Source organism: Bacillus sp. FSL R10-2780, from assembly GCF_038006125.1.
Classification (GTDB): domain Bacteria; phylum Bacillota; class Bacilli; order Bacillales; family Bacillaceae_G; genus Bacillus_A; species Bacillus_A cereus_U.
The window spans coordinates 1-19,273 of record NZ_JBBOUQ010000004.1 but is presented as its reverse complement, the minus strand read 5'-3'; the positions used below and the strand labels follow the sequence as shown (position 1 = coordinate 19,273).

Genomic DNA, 19,273 nt, shown 5'->3' with positions numbered 1-19,273 from the left:
GTAGTTAATACAGAGGCTGTACTTTTTGTTATGTTAGTATAAGTTGTGATAGGCGGTTTGTATTTTCTTTGACTATTCCACCTTTAACTCGATCCCTTTATCCAACATATCTCCATTAATTTTCAAAGTTAATCCTTGCGTCTTTTTCGGTACATCGAATACAATGTTCCCTTCCAAATTTTCACTAGGATTAAGAACACCAAATTTAAATGTAGCGGTATTTGCAGCTTTAAGTACTAATTGAAATTCATTAGAAATGTGATATTCTCTTCCGGTACCGTCAATTAATTTAAAGTTGTTGCTATTTAGTGTAATGGGTTCCTCGTGACCATTATGTACTCTGACGTCTAATACTTTAAATACACCTTGTGCTTTAACTTCTCCATTACCTATAACATCTAATGAATCGACAGAGCCTATTGATATGTATACACCAGAAGAATCTTCATGGGTGGGAAGCTCTTTTTGAGGATCCTTGTTGCTAAGCTCATCATTTTTTGTTTCTTTAGAAGTCTCCTGTTCGTTTTTCGTGTTACTGCTAGATGTATCATGTGAACTGCAAGCTGATAATCCAAACAAGAATGTGCTACATAATAATGTTGTTAATAACTTTTTGTTCATATTGTGTTCCTCCAAAATAGAAGTACTTTTATGGGTGCCATAATGATTTGATAAATCTATATTTTTCTTTATATGTATTAAATGGTGCACCTTATTATATTGGTTTTGGAATTAAAAGGAAACTTGATGTAAATAAAAAAGACACTGTGAAGTGTCTTTTTTATTTAAGTTATGCGCATTACTTAATAAGACGTTAGTTACTCATCCTGAACATGAGTAACTATGTAGGGTGATTTAATTATAACATTTTAACCAGTAATGGGTCTATATGGAATTTGTTTGATGATTATGTTTGGTTATTCAAAATTACAAATATAAAAAAGCACCGATGCTTGGAATGATGAATCGATTTGCAGCCGCGATACTTGGTGCGATTATTATGTATGAAATTGAACACCATGATTTCATGTGGACATTTGCAGCTGGAATTATGGGTGGGTATTTCTTGATTATAATTAATTTAGGATATTACAGCATGAGAGATGCGAAGAAATAAAGTGCTGTGTAAATAACTAATTTGGATGACTTGAATGTATAAACCTAAAAACTTTCCTTTATGGAGAGCTTTTTATTACAAAGAAAAGACACTCATATAAGAGTGTCTTTTCCAATAGTTTTTTAGCAGAAGCAAGAAGCTCCAACAATGATCAATAAAATAAACAATACAACTAATAAAGCAAAGCCGCCGCCACAACTACTACAACTACCACCAAATCCCATAATAGTTCCTCCTTTAATAAGAGGGGAAAACAAGGGTACACTCATGTATTTTAACGGATTCAAATTACTTTATGTTTTTTACGCAATAATTGAGCAGGTCCTTTTGAAAATAAAGAAAAGACACCCTAAGGTGCCTTTCTCCGACTTGAACCATCTTAATTTTAATAATATTGGACTCCCGTCCGAATATTATTTTACCATGTTAAGTTGTTTTTGGAAATATGCTATATCGATAATTACAATCATACCATTAATAAGAACCCCATAAATGATAAACCATTCCACTAACAAAAAACAATAATCCTAAAAACAAAACAATTAAAGCAAGTACTCCATTTTGATTATGTTCCATAAAACTAGCTCCTTTTAGATTTATTTTTATCCCGCTATTTGTGGGCAGTTTATCTCCCACCTCAAAATTCAGGTGAAGCAAAGAAGTTAGGTGGGAGATAAACTGCCCGTAAACGCCCGATTGGTGAAGGCTAATAATCAGTGGGGGGGTGAACAAAACCCCCACTGATTAAAGTTTCACTTTATATACAAAAAAGCCTTTAGTCGTAATTATGGCTAAAGGCTTTGAGCATTATACTTGTCACTTTATAAAATCTTATGAGAAGAATTTATAATGTTTTTTTATCAAATTTGAAACTGAAAATGTACTAGCTTGATAATGAAGCCTGGCTATTTGAATTGAAAAATTTTAGTTTTACTATAATTAATAGAAATGAGAGTAGTGTGAATATAAATCCACTCCAAATAAGCTGGTGAATACCTAGGTTTGAAATGAACCAGCCTCCAATAGTTGTTCCTAGAGTAATTCCGAGATTTGAGAACGAAACGAATAGACTATTACCAAATTCAGGTGCTTCTTTTGCTTCGCTTATTAACCATGTTTGGCCAACAATTAATCCACCAGCATGTACGATTCCCCAAATGAATACGATAAAAATCATTGGAACAAGGTAGGAACCTAAATAATAAACCAATATGTAAACAACAGAATATAGAATAGGGAATGATATTACGGTATTTATTATGCTTTTTTGCAGGAGACCACCAAATAAATGATTACCTAAAATCATAACTATACCAAATATGAATAGCATGATACTGATGAGAGATCCATTCATGGAAGTTACTTTTGCAAGGTACTCGGCGAAGTAGCTGTATACGGAAAACATGGCTGCAAAAAGGAATGTGACGGTTAAAATATTTAACCATAATCCAGGTTTGCCGAGTATACGAATTTGTTTGCCGAAAGACATTTTTTCTTTAACAGGCATAGAAGGAAGTAGGATTAGTATTCCAATGAATGCAAGTGTGTTAACGAACGCTCCGAATAAGAAAGCAATTTCGAGTGAAAATTGGTCTGCAAGGTAAGAGGTTAATGGTACACCTAAAGCAAAGCCAACAGTAATTCCCATGAAAACTTTTGTAACTGCTTGACCGCTCTTTTCTGGAGGGACAAGTTTAGCAGCTGTTACAAGAGCGATTGAAAAGAAGAGTGGATGAAGCGCTGCCGGTAAAATACGAAAAATAAGCATGATTTCAAATTGTGTTGTATAAGCGTAGATTATATTTGAAATAACAAATATGAAAATTGCTGTTAATAAAATTATTTTGCGATTAATACTAGAGACGAGCAGAATTAAAAACGGACCAGAAATAGCAACAACTAGTGCAAATATACTCACTAAAAATCCAGCTTGTGTAGTTGAAATTCCGAATTTTTGAGTGATTTGTGGTAATACGCCGACAATACCCATCTCGGTAGTAATAATTCCGAACACACCTATTGCGAGTGTCAGAATAAGTAAAGGATTTACTCTTTTCATTTATAAAACTCTCCATTCGTATCAGTATTTTGAAAGTAAATTCATTAACAAAGAAGCATTATTACAAGCATGATTGGATGCCAATATTATCAGGACTATGTAATTCGAAATACAATAACAGATATCTAAATAACTAGATATGATATGTTAAAAAATTTTCTCCTTTCTATGTTTCTTGCTTTTATAGGTAGTGCAATTTTATAAAAAAGTAATTGGACACCTGTAAAAAGCAGAATGTGTGAAAGCTAATAATCAATTGATATGCAGATTGATTATTAGCTTTCATTTTATAATTCGTTTTGGACGTATTCAGAAAACTCTCGTATTGTTTTTTCATTTCGGCGATAGTATGTCCATTTTCCAATTCGGTCAGATTCTAGTAAGCCTGCTTTTTTCATAGTTAATAAATAACTAGAAATAACCGATTGGGCTAAGCCAGTTTTAAGCTGGATATCTCCTACACATACTCCAACTTGAAAGTTAAGGCCTTGTTCTAGATAAGGCTTTTCATCGAAATGGTTTTCTGGATTTTTCAACCATGATAAAATTTGACATCTTGTTTCATTTGACAATGCTTTATAAATTAATAAAGGTTCCATAAGGATATTATATCTACTTTTATAGATTTGTAAATGGGATTTGGTGATTTTGAGGGAAGAAGGTATATGTGATCCCCTTAAGTAGGAAGGAGGTGCTCTGGATCTATACCCTTTGTAAAGGACATTCTAAAAAAGTTAGGCAACCTCAAGAAGATGATTTCTGTATGCCAACAGGAGTCATCTTCTTTAAATTCCATTGATAGCAAGAATGATTATAGTACGTCATATATGGGGTAGCGTCAGGAAAATGCGCATTTACAACGATAAGCATTTTGATACAAGTCTTATGAGACACTATGAAGTCTAATTTAAAGGTGATTTGATTATGTACCAATAGGCTTTACTCTATTGAGATTGTGAAGTTACCTTATTAAACTAACGGGTGATTTTTTGGAGGGAAATATTGGGGATGTAGATTTTTTAAAACAAGTAGTAAAAAGACTTTGCAACTAATAAAATAATAAGGTTTACTTCAGTAAAATAAGGTATAGTATATTTGTTGAATAGATTCTCTTTAAAGACAAGAAAAGTAGGTGAACAAAGTGGGAAAATATCAATTGGATTACAAAGGTCAGGCAGCTGTGGCAAAGTTTCATGAAAAACAGACGCCTGCCAAATTTGATAAAAAGCAGCAACTTGAAAAATTGCGTGCGGAGTATTTGAAAAAGAAGCAAAAACAAACAGATAAATAATATGTTACGTTTTTCTCGATTTTCTGTATATGGTGCAAACACAAGAAAATAGGTAAGTTATTCATCATTCAAATATATACAGGCTATTTTTTCAAACCTCTTACTTATGCAACTAACGCATGCGTTAGTTCATTAAGAATAACTAAAGAAGTCGATTCCTTGAGATGGAAATCGGCTTTTTTAATAAGTGACATTTCCTTAGCGTCAGGAAAATGCGGATTTACAACGTTAAGGAGTTTACAATATTAAAAAGTCCGATTTCTCGGTATTAAGAAATTGGACTTTTTTCGTTACTTCGGAAAGGCGCCCTTTTATTGAATAAGAATTTTCTTTAAATCGCAGCGTGAATGCTGTGTTATATGACGTACCCGATTTCTTCGAGTTACTTTACACTGCTTTTCTGTTTCAATTTTCACTTCAGTAATGTATATTTCATTAAAAGCTGTTTATAAAACATCACTTACTTATTTGTTACCGAGTTGTTCCGCCAAACCGATTAGAAGTCCTTCGGTTCCACGAATGTAGCAGAGACGATACGAGTCCTCGTACTGAACAACTTCGCCAACGAGCTGAGCACCATACTTAGTAATAAGTCTGGATACCATTTCGTCAATGTCTTCAACGGTGAACATGACGCGTAGATAACCGAGGGCGTTTACAGGAGCAGTCCGGTGATCTGCTATAGTAGGTGGGGTGAGAAATCGCGAAAGTTCAATTCGGCTGTGGCCATCTGGGGTAACCATCACAGCAATCTCTACGCACTGAGAACCGAGTCCCGTTACATGGCCAGCCCATTCACCTTCGACAGTGGCTCGCCCTTCGAGGTTCAAGCCAATCTCCTCGAAGAAAGAGATTGCGTCATCAAGGGATTCTACAACAATGCCAACGTTGTCCATTCTTAGTAATTTGTTTTTTGCCATAGTTTTATCTCCTTATGTGTAAAAATTTATTATCTGATCATCTTCATAATTATTCTGTTACAAATTCCTTCCAAACAAAAAACACTTTGTCGCAATTCATGATAACAAAGAAAAGTCACAGTATAGGAAAATGTGAAATTGGGTTTTCGGGTATGTCATATAGCATCTTGTTAACGAACAACACTTCGTAAACCCTCTACTATTGGAATATTCGCGAACCTTATTTCGTGAATGCCATCATGTTCAAATAGTTTCAAAAATTCGATACCGTAGTTGCTATACGATAAAACAACTTCGACTTCCCCACAAAATATTCCTGCCCTGTACTCCATTAAATGGTCCTTTAAGGAATAAGGAATGATTATTTGTTCCCTTCCGATTTCGTTCAATTGCTGAAATTGCCTTGAAGGATTTTGCCTAGTCGAACTGACACGAATATAACCGATTTTCCGCAAAATATCACCTCGTTTTGAGACAAATCTTATGAGACACTCATAACTATGATTTTATATATGCTTCATCGGTTAAAGTACTACGAGGCTGTTTTTTATGTAGTTTGCTCACTTGTAGGTGTGATGTTAATTTATTATCCAGCTGTATTTGGAAGACCTATAATCCTCCAATGAGGTGATTAAGATACTGTCAGATAATATAAATATAGCAAATTAGTTCATAAAACAACTGGAAAAGGTTATAATGGTGCATTTAATGTATGGCATTTCCGTAAAGATACAGGGCATCATTATGTGTTGTGCTCAAGGGTATAAAGTTCAATATGGGGCGTGCTTCTAAAAGCTATTAAGATAGGTAGGTGTAAATGTGTTACGTGTTCAATTATCTCAATACTTACTAAAAGAGTCTCAATCTGCTCTTCATACAGATGGAAAACGAGTGTATATGTTAAATGATGAAGGGTTATCACCTTATCCTATCTATTTAAATTATCCTATTATGATGGGTGTGGGAACGAATTGGAATCAGCATAAAGGATTTGAAGAAATCATTAAAGGATTTATAGGCGTAATTAACAAATTTCCTATGTATATGTTATTTGAAACTTATTTGTGTAGGGACTTTATTGAAGGGTTTTTAGAAGAGAATAAATTCCCGTTTGAGCTGGTTTTTACTAATAAGAAAAGGGATACGAACTTTTTTAACGTGTTAATTACTAATAGTGATGATATAACTACACTTATGAAGTATTTCTTCCAATCAGCACAAGATTCCCTCTATACGGTATTAAGTTATTCAGCGGGCTGTAAGATTATCAGCAATAATACTGGGGAGATTGGATTAAAGGCTGATAGTTTCTATCCAAGCTTTTCATTTATGTATGATGCGCAAGAATTATTTGTTATTGGTGGGGAAGAAAAGTGGTCAGATATCCATTATATAAAAAGATTTTTCCATCTTGAGCAGATTACAGATGAGCTAACTATTGATTTAAGAAAATGAATTTAATGATGATGTGTGTTTTAATTATATAAGTCTTGGATCTAAGGAATTAAAGTTAGTTGAGCAACTTTGTGTAGCGGAAGGATTATGTGTATGTCACACCACACTAAAGACCGAAAGTGATAAAGTGTTGTGTAAATAACTAATTTGGATGACTTGAATGTATAAACCTAAAAACTTTCCTTTATGGAGAGCTTTTTTATTACAAAGAAAAGACACCCATATAAGAGTGTCTTTTCCGATAGTTTTTTAGCAGAAGCAAGAAGCTCCAACAATGATCAATAAAATAAACAATACTACTAATAAAGCAAATCCTCCAGAAAAACCGCAGCTTCCGCCACAACTACCACCAAATCCCATAATAGTTCCTCCTTTAATTAAGAGGGGAAAACAAGGGTACACTCATGTATTTTAACGGATTCAAATTACTTTATGTTTTTTACGCAATAATTGAGCAGGTCCTTTTGAAAATAAAGAAAAGACATCCTAAGGTGCCTTCCTCCGACTGGATAACGACATTTCATGTATTGGATTGTGGGAACTGGTGGATAAATTGCAAATTTGTTACCAACTACTCACTCCAACATCCGCCTTCAACCACTTCACCCAATCCAAATCTTCTACCTTAAGCAAACTTAACGAAACACCCTTCATATCTAAAGAAGTGAGAAGGGTACCAACCTTTACGAATTTAACTTGTAAGCCTTCCAGCTCACATAAACGGCGAATGTCGTTTGCGAAAATGTATTGTTCCATTAATGGTGTCGCACCGAGTCCGTTAATGAGGATGGCGAAGTTGTCTCCTTTTCTCCAGCGATAAATGCTTTTTAGTTTGTTCATAAGTTCGATGGCTAATATTTCAGAAGAGGATAGTGCTTCTTTGCGGTAACCTTTTTCGCCATGAATGCCGACGCCGTAAAACACTTCATCTTCGTTTAATGTGAATGAAGCTTTTCCTTGTACTGGATCATTTGCAGGTGAAAGGGCGACTCCTAATGTGTGTAAGTTTTTGATGACAGCTTGCCCAAGTGCTGTTAGTTCTTCTAAAGAGTGACCTTCAAGAGCGGCTGCACCTAATATTTTTTGAACGAAAATAGTGCCCGCTACGCCGCGTCTTCTTTTATTAAAAGAAGCATCATCTTCAATTGAAACGTCGTCATTTACGATGATGTGGTCAATTTGTCTTCCTTCTTCTTTGGCGATTTGTTCTGCAGCTAAAAAGTTTTCTACGTCATCTTTAAAGTTTTTAATGATGAATAAAATACTTTTATCTTTTGGTATGAGGCGAGTTGCCGCTGCAATTTGTTCGACTGTAGGCGGAGTGAAGATACTTCCGTTTACTGCCGCTGTAAGCATTTCTTTTCCTACATAACCTATATCAGCAGGTTCGTGTCCGCTACCACCGCCGCTTATAAGGACAACGTTTTGCTTCATTTTTTCGATATCTTTTACATAAATGATGTTATGTGTTTCGTCATAGTTTACTTTGTCGTTATGTTCAAAATAAAAGCCATGCAGCATATCTTGAACAATATTTTCTACATCATTCATAATCTTTTTCATTGCTTTTGCCACCTTATGATTACTTTGCTGATTGCTCAAGTAAAAGTAGTAATTGATTGTTTATCATATTTTTCATGAGAGAAGACATAATGGATGGATCTACTTCACATTTACTTTCAATCCAATCTTTTATCGTTCCAACGAAGCCGTGACTATAAAAGGAGGCAATCGTATTTTTTGTTTCAATAGAAAGAGTTAATCTACAGCTCATGGATAGTTCATCAATAATCTTCATATATAAGTTTTTCGTATGCTCAAATAAATAGTGATTAAACGAGTTTTGCTCAATGACTTTAAATGCATTTCGGTAAAACTTTTGATTTTCATAAAAGTAATCAAATAATAAATCGAAAATATTTTCCCATGTTTCATAGTCGAGAAAGTCTATAATGTTTTCTTTCGTTTCTTCTCTATAAATCCAGCTTAATAGTTCAAATTTATCTTTAAAATGATAATAAAAAGTTTGCCTACGCATTTGACAGTGTAACATAATATCGCTCACTGATATTTTATGAAACGACTCTGTTTCCATTAAATGTTTCAATGAATTCGCGATTATCTTTTTAGAAATTATAGAAGAGGTCATCTTAATCATCCCTAGAATGTTAGTAATATAAGGCTGTTTTCTCAAAGATTGTTGCTGTTAAAACTAAAAGGCAGATTTAATCTACAAAACGTGTAGAATACTTTGCTATAATCAACCCAGGATATATAATTATGGTTAATCGAAAGGAGGGATAATAATGAAACAAGTAGCTCTCCATCATTTGCACAAAGAGCATAATAAACGAATAGCAGAATGTCATAAAAACCACGAAATTGAAATTCAACGTGGTGAAAATGGGAACGGTTTGTTAGCTAAATGGGAAAGATTTTTTTATAACAAGGTAATTTACCCTCTAAAGAATGTGAAATAATACCTACCTATTAAATGAATTGTCATCCTTGTACAGTTCATTTTGTATCGCATTTTAAGTCAAATACGCATTAATCTTTTTTTCTTATTCAACTAAACTGCTCCGTTAGTTACATAACAATAAACCACGGAATCTACCTAAAAAGCATCTGATTAATGATGCTTTTTATCTTTTCTTAATGCTTCAACTGTGAAATAGTTAGATTTTTGACAAGCTGAAATAAGCATTTGCTCTACTCGATTTTCAAATGCTAAGTTTTTATGTAACTCAAGCCAACGATACCAGTAGAGGTAACTATCCAAATAATACGTATCTCCACATTATTGAACGCCTCCTGAAAATGCATTATATTCAACCATAATCAGTATTTTCAAGAGAGCAACAATCTATACGAAAATAGCCTAATATAAAAATCCTATCTATAAATGAGAGCGGTGTCTTTAGACAGATTGTCCTTTTTGTCCGTTTACTATAAAACGCTTTCATTTTAACATGAGTAGTAAGAAGAAGATTTCAAATATATCACAATATATTAAAGGAATTGAGGGAGAATCACAATGAAAAAGATTATAAACAAACCAGAAACATTAGTAATGGAAATGTGCAACGGAATGGTGATGGCTCATCCAGAGCTTGAGTTTTTGAAAAAATATAAAGTGATTAAGAAGAAAGAAATGAACGAAAATAAAGTAACGTTAATTAGCGGCGGTGGTAGTGGTCATGAGCCAGCACATGCAGGATTAGTTGGAAAAGGAATGTTAGATGCGGCAGTGTGCGGAGATGTGTTTGCTTCTCCTTCACAAATTCAGGTATATCAAGCGATTAAAGAGACGGCAAGTAAAAAAGGTACGTTATTAATTATTAAAAATTATAGCGGTGATATTATGAATTTCAAAAACGGTGCGCATTTAGCGACTGAAGATGGAATTGAAGTAGACTACGTAAAAGTGGACGATGATATTGCGGTAGAAGATAGTCTGTACACAGTAGGACGCCGCGGCGTTGCGGGAGTTATTTTCGTTCATAAAATTGCCGGCGCAGCAGCGGAAGCAGGTATGGATTTGGGAGCGGTGAAAGCTATCGCTGAAAAGGCAGCTGCTAACGTGCGTACAATCGGTTTAGCGTTAACTTCTTGTACAGTTCCAGCGAGCGGATCACCTACTTTTACACTTGCGGAAGACGAAATGGAATACGGCGTAGGTATTCACGGTGAACCAGGAATTAAGCGTGAAAAAATGCTGTCAGCTGATGAATTAGCTAACCGTATGACAAATGATTTAATGAAAGATTTAGGAGTAAAAGATGGCGAGGAAATCGCGCTTCTAGTAAATGGTTTTGGCGGAACACCACTGCAAGAACTTTACCTATTTAACAACGCAGTTACGAGAGAATTAGCTGCTAGAAACATTAAAATTAATAGAGTATTCGTCGGTAACTATATGACGAGTATTGATATGGCAGGTATGTCTTTAACAGTAATGAAATTAGATGACGAGCTAAAAACATTACTATCGAAAGAGTGTAATACACCAGCGTTTAAAGTAGATGGACCAGTTGAAAGTGTAGAGTATGTTAATGTGCTTGAAGATGTAGAAGAGAAGGAAGTTTCCTTTGAAATAGAAACAGCGGAAGAGCACGCTGTTATGAAAGATAATGTCATTACATTAAACAATATGGTTTATCTCGTTGATAAAATGAGTGACATCATTATTAAAAATGAAGTACCGTTCTGTGAGTTAGATACACATGCAGGTGACGGCGACTTCGGAATGAGTGTTGCAAAAGGATTTAAGCAATTAAAACGTGAGTGGAGTTCTATTTTAGGACAAGACAATGTAACGATCGGATCGTTCCTTGACGGTTGTTCTATGATTATTATGGAACATTGCGGCGGCGCTTCTGGTCCGATTTGGGGCGGTGCGTACCGCGCAGCTAGTAAAGCAGCAGGCGAAAAACGTGAGTTAACAATAGGAGAGTTCGCTGAAATGTTACAAGCAGCACTGCAAGGTATACAATCTATCGGTGAAAGATCGTTCGGAAGAGGAGCGGTAGTTGGTGATAAAACGCTTGTTGATGCACTTGCTCCATGTGTAGACTCTTGGTTAGATAGCGCTTCAAACGAAGTAGACGTAAAAACTGCCTTTGAAAAAGGAGCAGAAGCAGCGGTTAAAGGCGCAGAGTATACGAAAGAAATCGTCGCTCGCATGGGCCGCGCTGGTACAGTTGGTGAAAGAAGTTTAGGCTATCCTGATGCAGGTGCACATGCGCTTGGGGTTATCTTTACGGAGATTGCGGGTAGTTTGAAATAGAAATGAGAAGATCCCTTCTACCTTAAGGTAGAAGGGATCTTTTTATATTATTGATTGATATATAATTTTGCTAGATGCTTTCCCCAGAAAGATATGTATGTTTATAAATACTAAGATAATAGTGTTAAAAGAAGCAACGTGAGTTCCTATAAATATGGAATTCAGGTTGTTTAATTGTATTTTTGAAAACTGACTAATCGACAGGAAGCACTTCAAAAGGTGGTGTTTATTGTTTTGGGCTTCAAAATTATGGTTGGCCACCTTCTGAAGTGGTTTGAGTGGGATAAAGAGATTATTCCAGGTTCTGGTGCAAAGATAAAATAAAAGAGAATATAGCGCATATATTTCGAGCAGAATTGTATTTTATGCTGTTAGCCCAAACAATTGATGGATGAATTCTTTCTGATTTTGAACAGACTGATCCCGTAAATCAATCTGTTCTTTTTTAATCATATGCATAGCTTCTACTCCTGCAAGAATGGATGTAGCTGTGCCAAAAGACTTGAACCCTAACATAGAACGCACACGTTTCTTAATAAAACGATGATTTTGTTCCACTATATTATTGAGATATCTAACTTGTCTTAGCTTAATGCCTTCAGGCATATGATTTTCTTCTTTCAACGCTTGAATTGCTACAGGATAGGCAGGGTTCTTATCTACTGTTAACACGCGAGGTTTAGAAACGTACGAAAAAGCCAGGGCTTTCTTGAAAAAGCACTTGGCGGCTTGTTTATCTCTTGATTTACTTAGATGAAAATCAATGGTATTCCCTTTTGAATCAACGGCACGATATAAATACATCCATTGCCCTTTTACTTTAATATAGGTTTCATCGACTCTCCATGAATCATTGGTTGATTTTAGATGATGTCGTACTTTCTCTTCTAATTGAGGTCCATATTGATGAACCCAGCGCATAATCGTTGTGTGAGAAATGGATAATCCTCTTTCCTCCATCATTTCCACCAAGTTACGGAAACTCAAATTGTACCGTAGGTACCACCTTACTGTTAATAAGATTAGTTCAGGCTGATAATGTTTCCACTTGAATAGGTTTTGCTTTTCCATACTGATCAGGTCCTTTTTTAGAGTACTAGTATCAGTATGTCCAAGTTTCAGAGATTAGTTACATAAATCTTATAGTTTTTGCACCAGAACCCTATTTCTTCTGTGTTTAAATCAATGAATTTTAAAAAGGTTTCTGTGGGTATGCTATGAAAATATTAATTTAATTTTGGTTTAAGGTGAGCTTCGCAATTTCAATCCAGCCTTTTGATCTTTAGTGATACTCTTGAAAGAATTTTGTTACAGTTTTGAAAGAAAATTGAAAGATGTTTAAGATAAGATGGGTTTACTGATATTCGTTTTATGTTACAACAAGGGGGAACTACAATATGAAATTACGAAATCAATTATTATTGATGAATATATTAAGCACCAGTATTATGCTAATTGCTATTTGGTATAGCGAAATGAAAATGTTACTTAGACCAGAACAAACGCAATTATTTATAGGAATTGTAATCGTAGCAATGGCGTTTTCAACGATGATTTACTGGATATTAACACGCCCTATTACGGAATCGATTCAAAATTTAATTGCATTAACAAAACAATATAGTGATAGACAATTTGGAACGATGTATAGGATTGGGTATGGACCACAAGAGTTTAAAGAATTAGCGACTGCTTTTCAACAAATGGCTAAAAATTTAGAGGAAGGGTTTATTCAGTTAGAAGAAGGAGAGAAAGCGCGTACAGAGCTTATTGCGAATATTTCACATGATTTACGAACACCTATAGCTAGCATACAGTTGATGATAGAATCATTACAAGATGATGTAATTGAGAATCCCGAAATGAAGGCGCAGTGCTTAACGACAATCCATAAAGAAATACAAAGATTAAGTGGACTTATCAATGATTTATTTGATCTTTCTAAGTTGGAACTTGGACAAGAAGATTTTTATCCAAGTTTTACACATATGGATCGTATTCTATTAGAAGTGCTAGATTCGCATTCTATTTTATTAAAAGAAAAACAGATCCATTTACAATTACGCGTTTCTGATACATTGCCTAAACTCTGGATTATGCCTTGTAAGATAGCACGGGTTATCAGTAATTTGTTACATAATGCGATTCGATATTCTCCAGTATGTGGAGCAATCGAGTTAATTATAGAGGAAAATAAGCAGAAGCAGCATGTTCAATTCATTTTACGTGATGAAGGAAAAGGCATTGCTTATAGTGATCAACTGCGCATATTTGAACGCTTTTTTAGAACAGATCCATCAAGAAGTTCACAATCTGGAGGGTCCGGACTTGGATTAGCCATTGCACAATCGTTAATTGAAATGCACAAAGGTGAAATTGGTGTGCAAGATCGTTCAGATGGTAAACAAGGAAGTGAATTTTGGTTTACTCTTCCTGTTACCTCAGAAAAGAAATAAGGCTTTGAAAGACTTTTGTAACATTTATGAAAGGGATTTGAAAGGTATTTAAATTAAACTGAACTTCCGAAAATGAAATTCGGATGAAGTATGTAGATAAAAAACAAATAAAAAGCGAGGAATGACATTATGAATGGAAAAGCAACAAAAAGGGTAAAAAAGATCCTCCCTGTAGGAATTGGAAAGAAGGTAATCTCTGCAACAGCAGCACTAGGTATTCTTTTTTCTATGGCTCCTGTAGCAGAAAATAAGGCTAGCGCAGGGATAGGTGCAGTAGTAGATATAGGTATTACTGTATTAGGTGCTGTAGCAAACACTTATGAAACGCTTGGACTAGCCCCTGGGGATCGAGACCCAGGCACTCACATTGATGTATATGCAGAAAATGAAACTTACCAGGCTCCTAGTTTTACATCTGGGGAATTTAATATTTCCATGTATCATACACAAGGTGATTTGAATTTTATTAAACAAGTTAAAGTACGCTATCCAAATGGAAGAATTGAAACTCATCAACTAAAATCTGGGCAGCAGCTTAAAATTACTGACGCAGGAGCAATTATAGATTTAAACCCTAATGCAGCAAATGTCTCAGAACACGATCTTCTTTACATTACACAAGCACAATTAGATGAAGGAAAGACCGGAGTTGTGATAAATCAGGGCCAACATGCATTTGTAGAAAAAGCAGCTGGTAAAAACCCAAGATTTCTTGGTCCACTTTACAAAAAATATTCCGGTGACTCCTTTGGCGATTGGACGGTGATTGCTAGAAATTCAGATTACCTATTTGATCAGATAGCAAATAAATTATCAGATGAGCAAAAACGATTGATAACATTGACTTCAAAGCCAGTAGATAAAGATGTCCTTAACAACTATGTTAATAATGATCCTAAAGCTCGTGCAGATTTTTATGATCGATTATCTGATATATTGGCGGAGCGTACTAACGTCCTAGAGACATCTATGGCACTGCCATTCATTACACTAAATGACGGTAAACCTTATCAAATTATCCCTTATAAAAAAGGAACGAATAAAGTAATCGTAAAAACAGGTTCAAAATATCTTTCAGGAAAAGAAGGAAACGGACTTCAATATTCCGATTTGCTTGGCGATGATGAAGTGTTTGAACTTGTTCAGATAGGAAATTCTAACGATGGTAAATTTCAGTTCCGTTTGAATAACAAGAATGGAGTAAGTTTAGCTGGTAATCAGTATATTTCTGGATTCGCTACGGATTGGAGTTTCAAATCTGAAATTCGTTTCGATGATAAAAGCAACAATGAAATTAACAATTGGTTAATAGAGTGGTATCCGGGTAAAGAAAATGAGAGACAGAAGTATGATGAAGTACAGGCTATAGCTGATGAAAAAGATTCTACTAAATGGATTGCAAAAGATTCCTCTGGAAACGTGATAAAGAACAGTTGGATAAACCGAGGTGATGGGTATTCCTTTACAGATGCTGAAGGAGTCATTTTGACAGGCTGGCAAGAAATTAAGGGGAAGACTTATTATTTCTCAGCGCCTTATGGCTACATGGTTGCTGGAAATGGAAGTGATTCACAGATTGAGAATAAATACTACTACTTTAATGATGATGGTGTTTTACAACGATCAACCTGGGAGGGAGATTCCTATGCCGATGCTTCTGGAGCATTCGTTAAAGAAGGTCTAAAAGAAGTAGATGGTAAAATTTATTACTTCCAAAATTACAATGTAAATAAAAAGGAAGTACGTATAGAAGATCGAGGGGTTATCCTTCACTTTTCCGACAAAGGTGTGCTTGAGAGAGTTTCTGATCTAAATGGAAAAGTTATAGACAGCGTTGTTAATGTTGAGTTGGACAACAAAATATTATCATTTAAGCATGACGGTTCGCTTTATAAAACAGGGCTCAACAAAAGTGAACAACTACTGGAATATTATAGTTTAGAAGATGGAATTTTCTATACCGGTTGGAAAATGATAGACGGTAAAAGATACTATTTCACAAATGGTCGCAATTACACGTTCAATGCTTATGAAAACATTGACGGAAAAAAATATTATTTTCATGAAGATGGATCAGTTAATCGCGCAGGATTTGAAAAAATCGATGGTAAGCTATACCATTTTGACAATAACGGCGTAGCACAAACGGGCTGGCAAACGATCGATAATAAATATTATTACTTCGATGAAAATGGGGCAGCTAAAACAGGATGGTTCCAAGTTGGTGGTGGATATAGACCTTTCCCTCTTGCATACGGATACCTTTGGTATTGTGCTAGAGAAGATGGTTCCCTTTATTCAGACGGTTGGTTTAAAATTGATGGTAAAGATTATCACTTTGACCAGTGGGGACATAAAATGTAATAACATAATGATAGTTTGAAAAGTTAGCCTATACGTATAAAAATGGGTCATGACATGGACTGAGTTTATTTTCCATGTTATGATCCATTTTAGTTTTTTTAGGTATACTCCCTATTATTGCTTGCCAATTCGATTCTTTGAGACTGAATAAAACATAGATATTTTTACTCAATTGAAATCATGCTATGAAGCCTTGAGAATTCTTTGCTGTACAAAAATGACCACCATTAAAAAATAAGACATAATTAAATTTGTATGATATCGGAGGTGTAACAAAATGAAACAACTACATATAAGATTATCTTTCATACAATTATTTCTTCTAGTTTTGAATCTATTTATATTTTCTTCAGCCCTGCCATTTTTACCTTGGTTTGTTGAAAATGCTTTTGGTTGGATAGGTATCTTGGCGGTTCTGGTGCAAAAACTATTTTATGAAACTAGATACCGTGATAAAATTCTAGTTGCTGTGTATCTAATCATAAAAAGTAAGTTTCTTTGTTAAAGAGTTTTGTAATCTTTATATTTTGGAAATAGTTCATACTTTTTAGAGAGAATGAAATTAATAGGTTTTTATAGTAAAAGTATTTGCGTAATTTTCAGATGAATATAGGGGGGGACTGTGAATGCCCGAACCATTAAAGAAAAATAGTCGCTATATGGTTGGATTGGACAGTCTAAGGGGCCTAGCCATACTAGGTGTCATTTTGTATCATATCAATTTTAATTGGATGCCCGGTGGATTTTTAGGTGTCACTGTATTCTTTGTACTTTCCGGTTATTTAATTACAGATATTCTGGCTATAGAATGGAAGAATAATAAGAGAATTGACCTGAAGAAATTCTGGCTCAGTAGGGCAAGGAGATTACTTCCTGGAATGCTTATCATGCTCATCGTCACCTTAGCATGGATTACAATTTTTCATAGTTCTTTACTTGTAAAAATGCGAGGAGACTCACTAGCTGCTTTATTATATTTTAGTAATTGGTGGTATATTTATCATAAATTATCTTATTTTGATAGCTTTAGTCAGCTTTCCCCGCTAAATCACTTTTGGTCGTTAGCTGTTGAGGAACAATTTTATGTGGTCTGGCCATTCGTTATTAGTTTGGGGTTTTATTACATAAAAAAACAATCACGCATGATCTTATTTATTTGTCTAGGAGCGATTGCTTCCGCTTTAGCAATGGCAATCCTATATGAGCCAGGCTCTGACCCGAGTAGAATTTATTACGGTACTGATACACGGGCTTTTTCTTTACTAATTGGAGCGGCACTTGCCTTAATTTGGCCAAGCAGTAGGCTTGCGAATAAAATTATTCCGCAAGCACGTCTAATTCTTGATGTCATTGGGGGACTTGCTCTTATCATCATTCTCATTATGTTTTGGAAGACGAATCAATATGAGCCGTTTCTATACCGTGGGGGAATGGTTCTTTTATCACTGGCTACTGCCTTGTTAGTCGCTAACCTCGCTCATCCGGCTAGCAGAATCGCACAATTTTTGAGATTTAGACCACTGCGTTGGATGGGGGTACGATCATATGGGATATATCTTTGGCATTATCCGATTATTACATTGACGACTCCGAAGGTAAATGCTGGGGAGTTTTCGTCTACAAGAGCAATTCTTCAATTTCTTCTTATTATAATTGTTGCACAAATTTCGTGGAAGTTTATTGAAAATCCAATACGAAAAGGCGCATTGAAGAATATTCGGATTAAGAACTTGAAAATAAGAAACTTAACTTTAAGTGGTAAGTTAGCTTTAATATGTGCAGTATGCATTTCTTCGATAGCTACTTTTGGATTAACAACAGCTAGTAAAGAAAAGGAGAATCCTCAAAAAGAAAAGGTGGAAGCAGTGCAAGAAGAACAGGCTAAACATCCAGTTGCAGTTTGGGAAAAACCAGCCGATGAACCACCTCAAAATAAAGAAGAACAAAAAGAAGAGAATCCCGCACAGCCTAAAGATCCTCTAACAGTTACAGCTGTAGGAGACTCAATCATGATTGATATTGCTCCGTATTTAAAAAGTGCTTTTCCTAATATTAGGATTGATGCGAAAATAGGAAGGCAAATGTCACAGGCAATCTCTGCTGTGGAACAGCTAAAGAATGAGGGGAACTTAGGAAGTCATGTCATTATTGGATTAGGTACAAATGGAGCCTTTACCAAGGAGCAATTAGCATCATTAATTGAAGTAATCGGGAATGAACGTAAAATTATATTAATCAATACGAGGGTACCACGTCCGTGGGAATCGCTGGTGAATGAGAAGTTAAAAGAAGCAGCATCATCTTACAAAAATGTGGTGTTAGTTGATTGGTATTCAGCAAGTGCTGGAAATAAGGCGTACTTTGAACCAGATGGCGTACATTTAACGAAAACAGGTGCAGAAGCATATGCTGCTCTTGTAGCAAAAGAAGTGAATCAATAGGGGTACGGAAACGACTCTGGCGCAAAGATTTACAAACATAAACGTGGCTCAAGGGCATATGGCTTGAATTTAAATTAGTAATGCATTTATAGGAAAAGGTGAAGGAACATATTGGTCCTTCACCTTTTTTATTTTTTATAAAAAGATTTCAAAACTTTTAGTTTTTGGGGTTCTGGTGCAAAGATTGTATTTATTTGAAAGAGGTATATAGATGCCTAATGGAATCTATTCTTATGCAGCCATTCCGAATAGTTGATGAATAAACTTCACTTCATTTTGGACAGACTTGTCCCGTAAAATAAGTTGGCCTTTTTTAATGATATGCATCGCTTCTATTCCTGAAAGAATAGATTTAGCTGTACGAAAAGATTTCAATCCTAG

17 protein-coding genes and 6 pseudogenes are annotated in these 19,273 nt (G+C 35.1%); 10 read left to right on the top strand and 13 right to left on the bottom strand.

Features of this window, described 5'->3' with window-relative positions:
* Window positions 1–72: 72 nt before the first annotated feature.
* The gene (locus NSQ47_RS27320; protein WP_002159058.1) at window positions 73–621 is read right to left on the bottom strand and encodes a DUF4352 domain-containing protein; all 549 of its coding nucleotides are present in this window, start codon (window positions 619–621) and stop codon (window positions 73–75) included.
* Between the two features lie 310 nt (window positions 622–931).
* Between NSQ47_RS27320 and NSQ47_RS27315 the strand changes: the two are divergent.
* Window positions 932–1,117: pseudogene (locus NSQ47_RS27315) on the top strand (ATP synthase I); the annotation flags it as partial.
* Window positions 1,118–1,239: 122 nt separating this feature from the next.
* Here the strand turns inward: NSQ47_RS27315 and NSQ47_RS27310 are convergent.
* The 4 genes and pseudogenes from NSQ47_RS27310 to NSQ47_RS27295 all read right to left on the bottom strand — a co-directional run.
* Window positions 1,240–1,341 (bottom strand): YjcZ family sporulation protein, encoded by a 102-nt coding sequence (locus NSQ47_RS27310; RefSeq protein WP_000505688.1) that lies wholly within the window; start codon window positions 1,339–1,341, stop codon window positions 1,240–1,242.
* 659 nt (window positions 1,342–2,000) lie between these two features.
* Entirely contained in the window at window positions 2,001–3,176 is a 1,176-nt protein-coding gene (locus NSQ47_RS27305; RefSeq protein ID WP_341038828.1) for an MFS transporter, read from the bottom strand.
* A gap of 287 nt (window positions 3,177–3,463) precedes the next feature.
* Window positions 3,464–3,775 carry an ArsR/SmtB family transcription factor gene (locus NSQ47_RS27300; protein ID WP_002159054.1) on the bottom strand — a complete coding sequence of 104 codons (312 nt, stop codon included), beginning with the start codon at window positions 3,773–3,775 and terminating at the stop codon, window positions 3,464–3,466.
* Between the two features lie 135 nt (window positions 3,776–3,910).
* Window positions 3,911–4,004: pseudogene (locus NSQ47_RS27295) on the bottom strand (IS3 family transposase); the annotation flags it as partial.
* Window positions 4,005–4,317: 313 nt separating this feature from the next.
* Between NSQ47_RS27295 and NSQ47_RS27290 the strand changes: the two are divergent.
* Entirely contained in the window at window positions 4,318–4,467 is a 150-nt protein-coding gene (locus NSQ47_RS27290; protein WP_002069316.1) for a hypothetical protein, read from the top strand.
* A 464-nt stretch (window positions 4,468–4,931) separates the two neighbouring features.
* On the opposite strand, the gene NSQ47_RS27285 is transcribed toward NSQ47_RS27290, so the two are convergent.
* Window positions 4,932–5,387, bottom strand: a complete 456-nt coding sequence (locus NSQ47_RS27285) for a VOC family protein (RefSeq protein ID WP_002159053.1) — start codon at window positions 5,385–5,387, stop codon at window positions 4,932–4,934.
* 362 nt (window positions 5,388–5,749) lie between these two features.
* Window positions 5,750–5,842 (bottom strand): annotated as a pseudogene (locus tag NSQ47_RS27280) (resolvase); the annotation flags it as partial.
* 78 nt (window positions 5,843–5,920) lie between these two features.
* Between NSQ47_RS27280 and NSQ47_RS27275 the strand changes: the two are divergent.
* Window positions 5,921–6,013 (top strand): annotated as a pseudogene (locus NSQ47_RS27275) (VanZ family protein); the annotation flags it as partial.
* A 193-nt stretch (window positions 6,014–6,206) separates the two neighbouring features.
* Window positions 6,207–6,842, top strand: coding sequence for a hypothetical protein (locus NSQ47_RS27270; protein ID WP_341038825.1), 636 nt, complete (start codon window positions 6,207–6,209; stop codon window positions 6,840–6,842).
* A gap of 249 nt (window positions 6,843–7,091) precedes the next feature.
* Here NSQ47_RS27270 and NSQ47_RS27265 read toward each other — a convergent pair whose 3' ends face one another.
* From NSQ47_RS27265 to dhaS, 3 genes are all read right to left on the bottom strand, one after another.
* Window positions 7,092–7,202, bottom strand: coding sequence for a YjcZ family sporulation protein (locus NSQ47_RS27265; protein ID WP_000505686.1), 111 nt, complete (start codon window positions 7,200–7,202; stop codon window positions 7,092–7,094).
* Window positions 7,203–7,406: 204 nt separating this feature from the next.
* A complete protein-coding gene (gene dhaQ, locus NSQ47_RS27260; RefSeq protein ID WP_341038823.1) occupies window positions 7,407–8,405 on the bottom strand; it encodes a DhaKLM operon coactivator DhaQ in 999 nt (332 codons plus the stop codon).
* A gap of 19 nt (window positions 8,406–8,424) precedes the next feature.
* Window positions 8,425–8,991 (bottom strand): dihydroxyacetone kinase transcriptional activator DhaS, encoded by a 567-nt coding sequence (gene dhaS, locus NSQ47_RS27255; RefSeq protein ID WP_002202924.1) that lies wholly within the window; start codon window positions 8,989–8,991, stop codon window positions 8,425–8,427.
* Window positions 8,992–9,148: 157 nt separating this feature from the next.
* On the opposite strand from dhaS, the gene NSQ47_RS27250 reads away from it, so the two are divergent.
* Window positions 9,149–9,322 carry a hypothetical protein gene (locus tag NSQ47_RS27250; protein ID WP_165762884.1) on the top strand — a complete coding sequence of 58 codons (174 nt, stop codon included), beginning with the start codon at window positions 9,149–9,151 and terminating at the stop codon, window positions 9,320–9,322.
* A 152-nt stretch (window positions 9,323–9,474) separates the two neighbouring features.
* Here the strand turns inward: NSQ47_RS27250 and NSQ47_RS27245 are convergent.
* Window positions 9,475–9,633, bottom strand: a pseudogene (locus tag NSQ47_RS27245) (IS1595 family transposase); the annotation flags it as partial.
* 246 nt (window positions 9,634–9,879) lie between these two features.
* On the opposite strand from NSQ47_RS27245, the gene dhaK reads away from it, so the two are divergent.
* Window positions 9,880–11,631 carry a dihydroxyacetone kinase subunit DhaK gene (gene dhaK / locus NSQ47_RS27240; RefSeq protein WP_341038820.1) on the top strand — a complete coding sequence of 584 codons (1,752 nt, stop codon included), beginning with the start codon at window positions 9,880–9,882 and terminating at the stop codon, window positions 11,629–11,631.
* 363 nt (window positions 11,632–11,994) lie between these two features.
* On the opposite strand, the gene NSQ47_RS27235 is transcribed toward dhaK, so the two are convergent.
* Window positions 11,995–12,702 (bottom strand): IS6 family transposase, encoded by a 708-nt coding sequence (locus tag NSQ47_RS27235; RefSeq protein ID WP_341038818.1) that lies wholly within the window; start codon window positions 12,700–12,702, stop codon window positions 11,995–11,997.
* Window positions 12,703–13,028: 326 nt separating this feature from the next.
* Between NSQ47_RS27235 and NSQ47_RS27230 the strand changes: the two genes are divergently transcribed.
* From NSQ47_RS27230 to NSQ47_RS27215, 4 genes are all read left to right on the top strand, one after another.
* Window positions 13,029–14,087: a sensor histidine kinase gene (locus NSQ47_RS27230; RefSeq protein ID WP_002201526.1), complete on the top strand. Its 1,059-nt coding sequence runs from the start codon at window positions 13,029–13,031 to the stop codon at window positions 14,085–14,087.
* A gap of 129 nt (window positions 14,088–14,216) precedes the next feature.
* Window positions 14,217–16,451 carry an N-acetylmuramoyl-L-alanine amidase family protein gene (locus NSQ47_RS27225; protein WP_088045976.1) on the top strand — a complete coding sequence of 745 codons (2,235 nt, stop codon included), beginning with the start codon at window positions 14,217–14,219 and terminating at the stop codon, window positions 16,449–16,451.
* 277 nt (window positions 16,452–16,728) lie between these two features.
* Window positions 16,729–16,956 carry a hypothetical protein gene (locus NSQ47_RS27220; RefSeq protein WP_002201524.1) on the top strand — a complete coding sequence of 76 codons (228 nt, stop codon included), beginning with the start codon at window positions 16,729–16,731 and terminating at the stop codon, window positions 16,954–16,956.
* Window positions 16,957–17,077: 121 nt separating this feature from the next.
* Window positions 17,078–18,892 (top strand): acyltransferase family protein, encoded by a 1,815-nt coding sequence (locus NSQ47_RS27215; protein WP_033715676.1) that lies wholly within the window; start codon window positions 17,078–17,080, stop codon window positions 18,890–18,892.
* A gap of 231 nt (window positions 18,893–19,123) precedes the next feature.
* On the opposite strand, the pseudogene NSQ47_RS27210 reads toward NSQ47_RS27215, so the two are convergent.
* A pseudogene (locus NSQ47_RS27210) lies at window positions 19,124–19,273 on the bottom strand (IS6 family transposase); the annotation flags it as partial.

Bases quoted from the DNA above. Each gene is read 5' to 3' on its own strand.
- NSQ47_RS27320 (WP_002159058.1), bottom strand. From the start codon at position 621: ATGAACAAAAAGTTATTAACAACATTATTATGTAGCACATTCTTGTTT.
- NSQ47_RS27310 (WP_000505688.1), bottom strand. From the start codon at position 1,341: ATGGGATTTGGTGGTAGTTGTAGTAGTTGTGGCGGCGGCTTTGCTTTA.
- NSQ47_RS27305 (WP_341038828.1), bottom strand. From the start codon at position 3,176: ATGAAAAGAGTAAATCCTTTACTTATTCTGACACTCGCAATAGGTGTG.
- NSQ47_RS27300 (WP_002159054.1), bottom strand. From the start codon at position 3,775: ATGGAACCTTTATTAATTTATAAAGCATTGTCAAATGAAACAAGATGT.
- NSQ47_RS27285 (WP_002159053.1), bottom strand. From the start codon at position 5,387: ATGGCAAAAAACAAATTACTAAGAATGGACAACGTTGGCATTGTTGTA.
- NSQ47_RS27265 (WP_000505686.1), bottom strand. From the start codon at position 7,202: ATGGGATTTGGTGGTAGTTGTGGCGGAAGCTGCGGTTTTTCTGGAGGA.
- dhaQ (WP_341038823.1), bottom strand. From the start codon at position 8,405: ATGAAAAAGATTATGAATGATGTAGAAAATATTGTTCAAGATATGCTG.
- dhaS (WP_002202924.1), bottom strand. From the start codon at position 8,991: ATGACCTCTTCTATAATTTCTAAAAAGATAATCGCGAATTCATTGAAA.
- NSQ47_RS27250 (WP_165762884.1), top strand. From the start codon at position 9,149: ATGAAACAAGTAGCTCTCCATCATTTGCACAAAGAGCATAATAAACGA.
- dhaK (WP_341038820.1), top strand. From the start codon at position 9,880: ATGAAAAAGATTATAAACAAACCAGAAACATTAGTAATGGAAATGTGC.
- NSQ47_RS27235 (WP_341038818.1), bottom strand. From the start codon at position 12,702: ATGGAAAAGCAAAACCTATTCAAGTGGAAACATTATCAGCCTGAACTA.
- NSQ47_RS27230 (WP_002201526.1), top strand. From the start codon at position 13,029: ATGAAATTACGAAATCAATTATTATTGATGAATATATTAAGCACCAGT.
- NSQ47_RS27225 (WP_088045976.1), top strand. From the start codon at position 14,217: ATGAATGGAAAAGCAACAAAAAGGGTAAAAAAGATCCTCCCTGTAGGA.
- NSQ47_RS27220 (WP_002201524.1), top strand. From the start codon at position 16,729: ATGAAACAACTACATATAAGATTATCTTTCATACAATTATTTCTTCTA.
- NSQ47_RS27215 (WP_033715676.1), top strand. From the start codon at position 17,078: ATGCCCGAACCATTAAAGAAAAATAGTCGCTATATGGTTGGATTGGAC.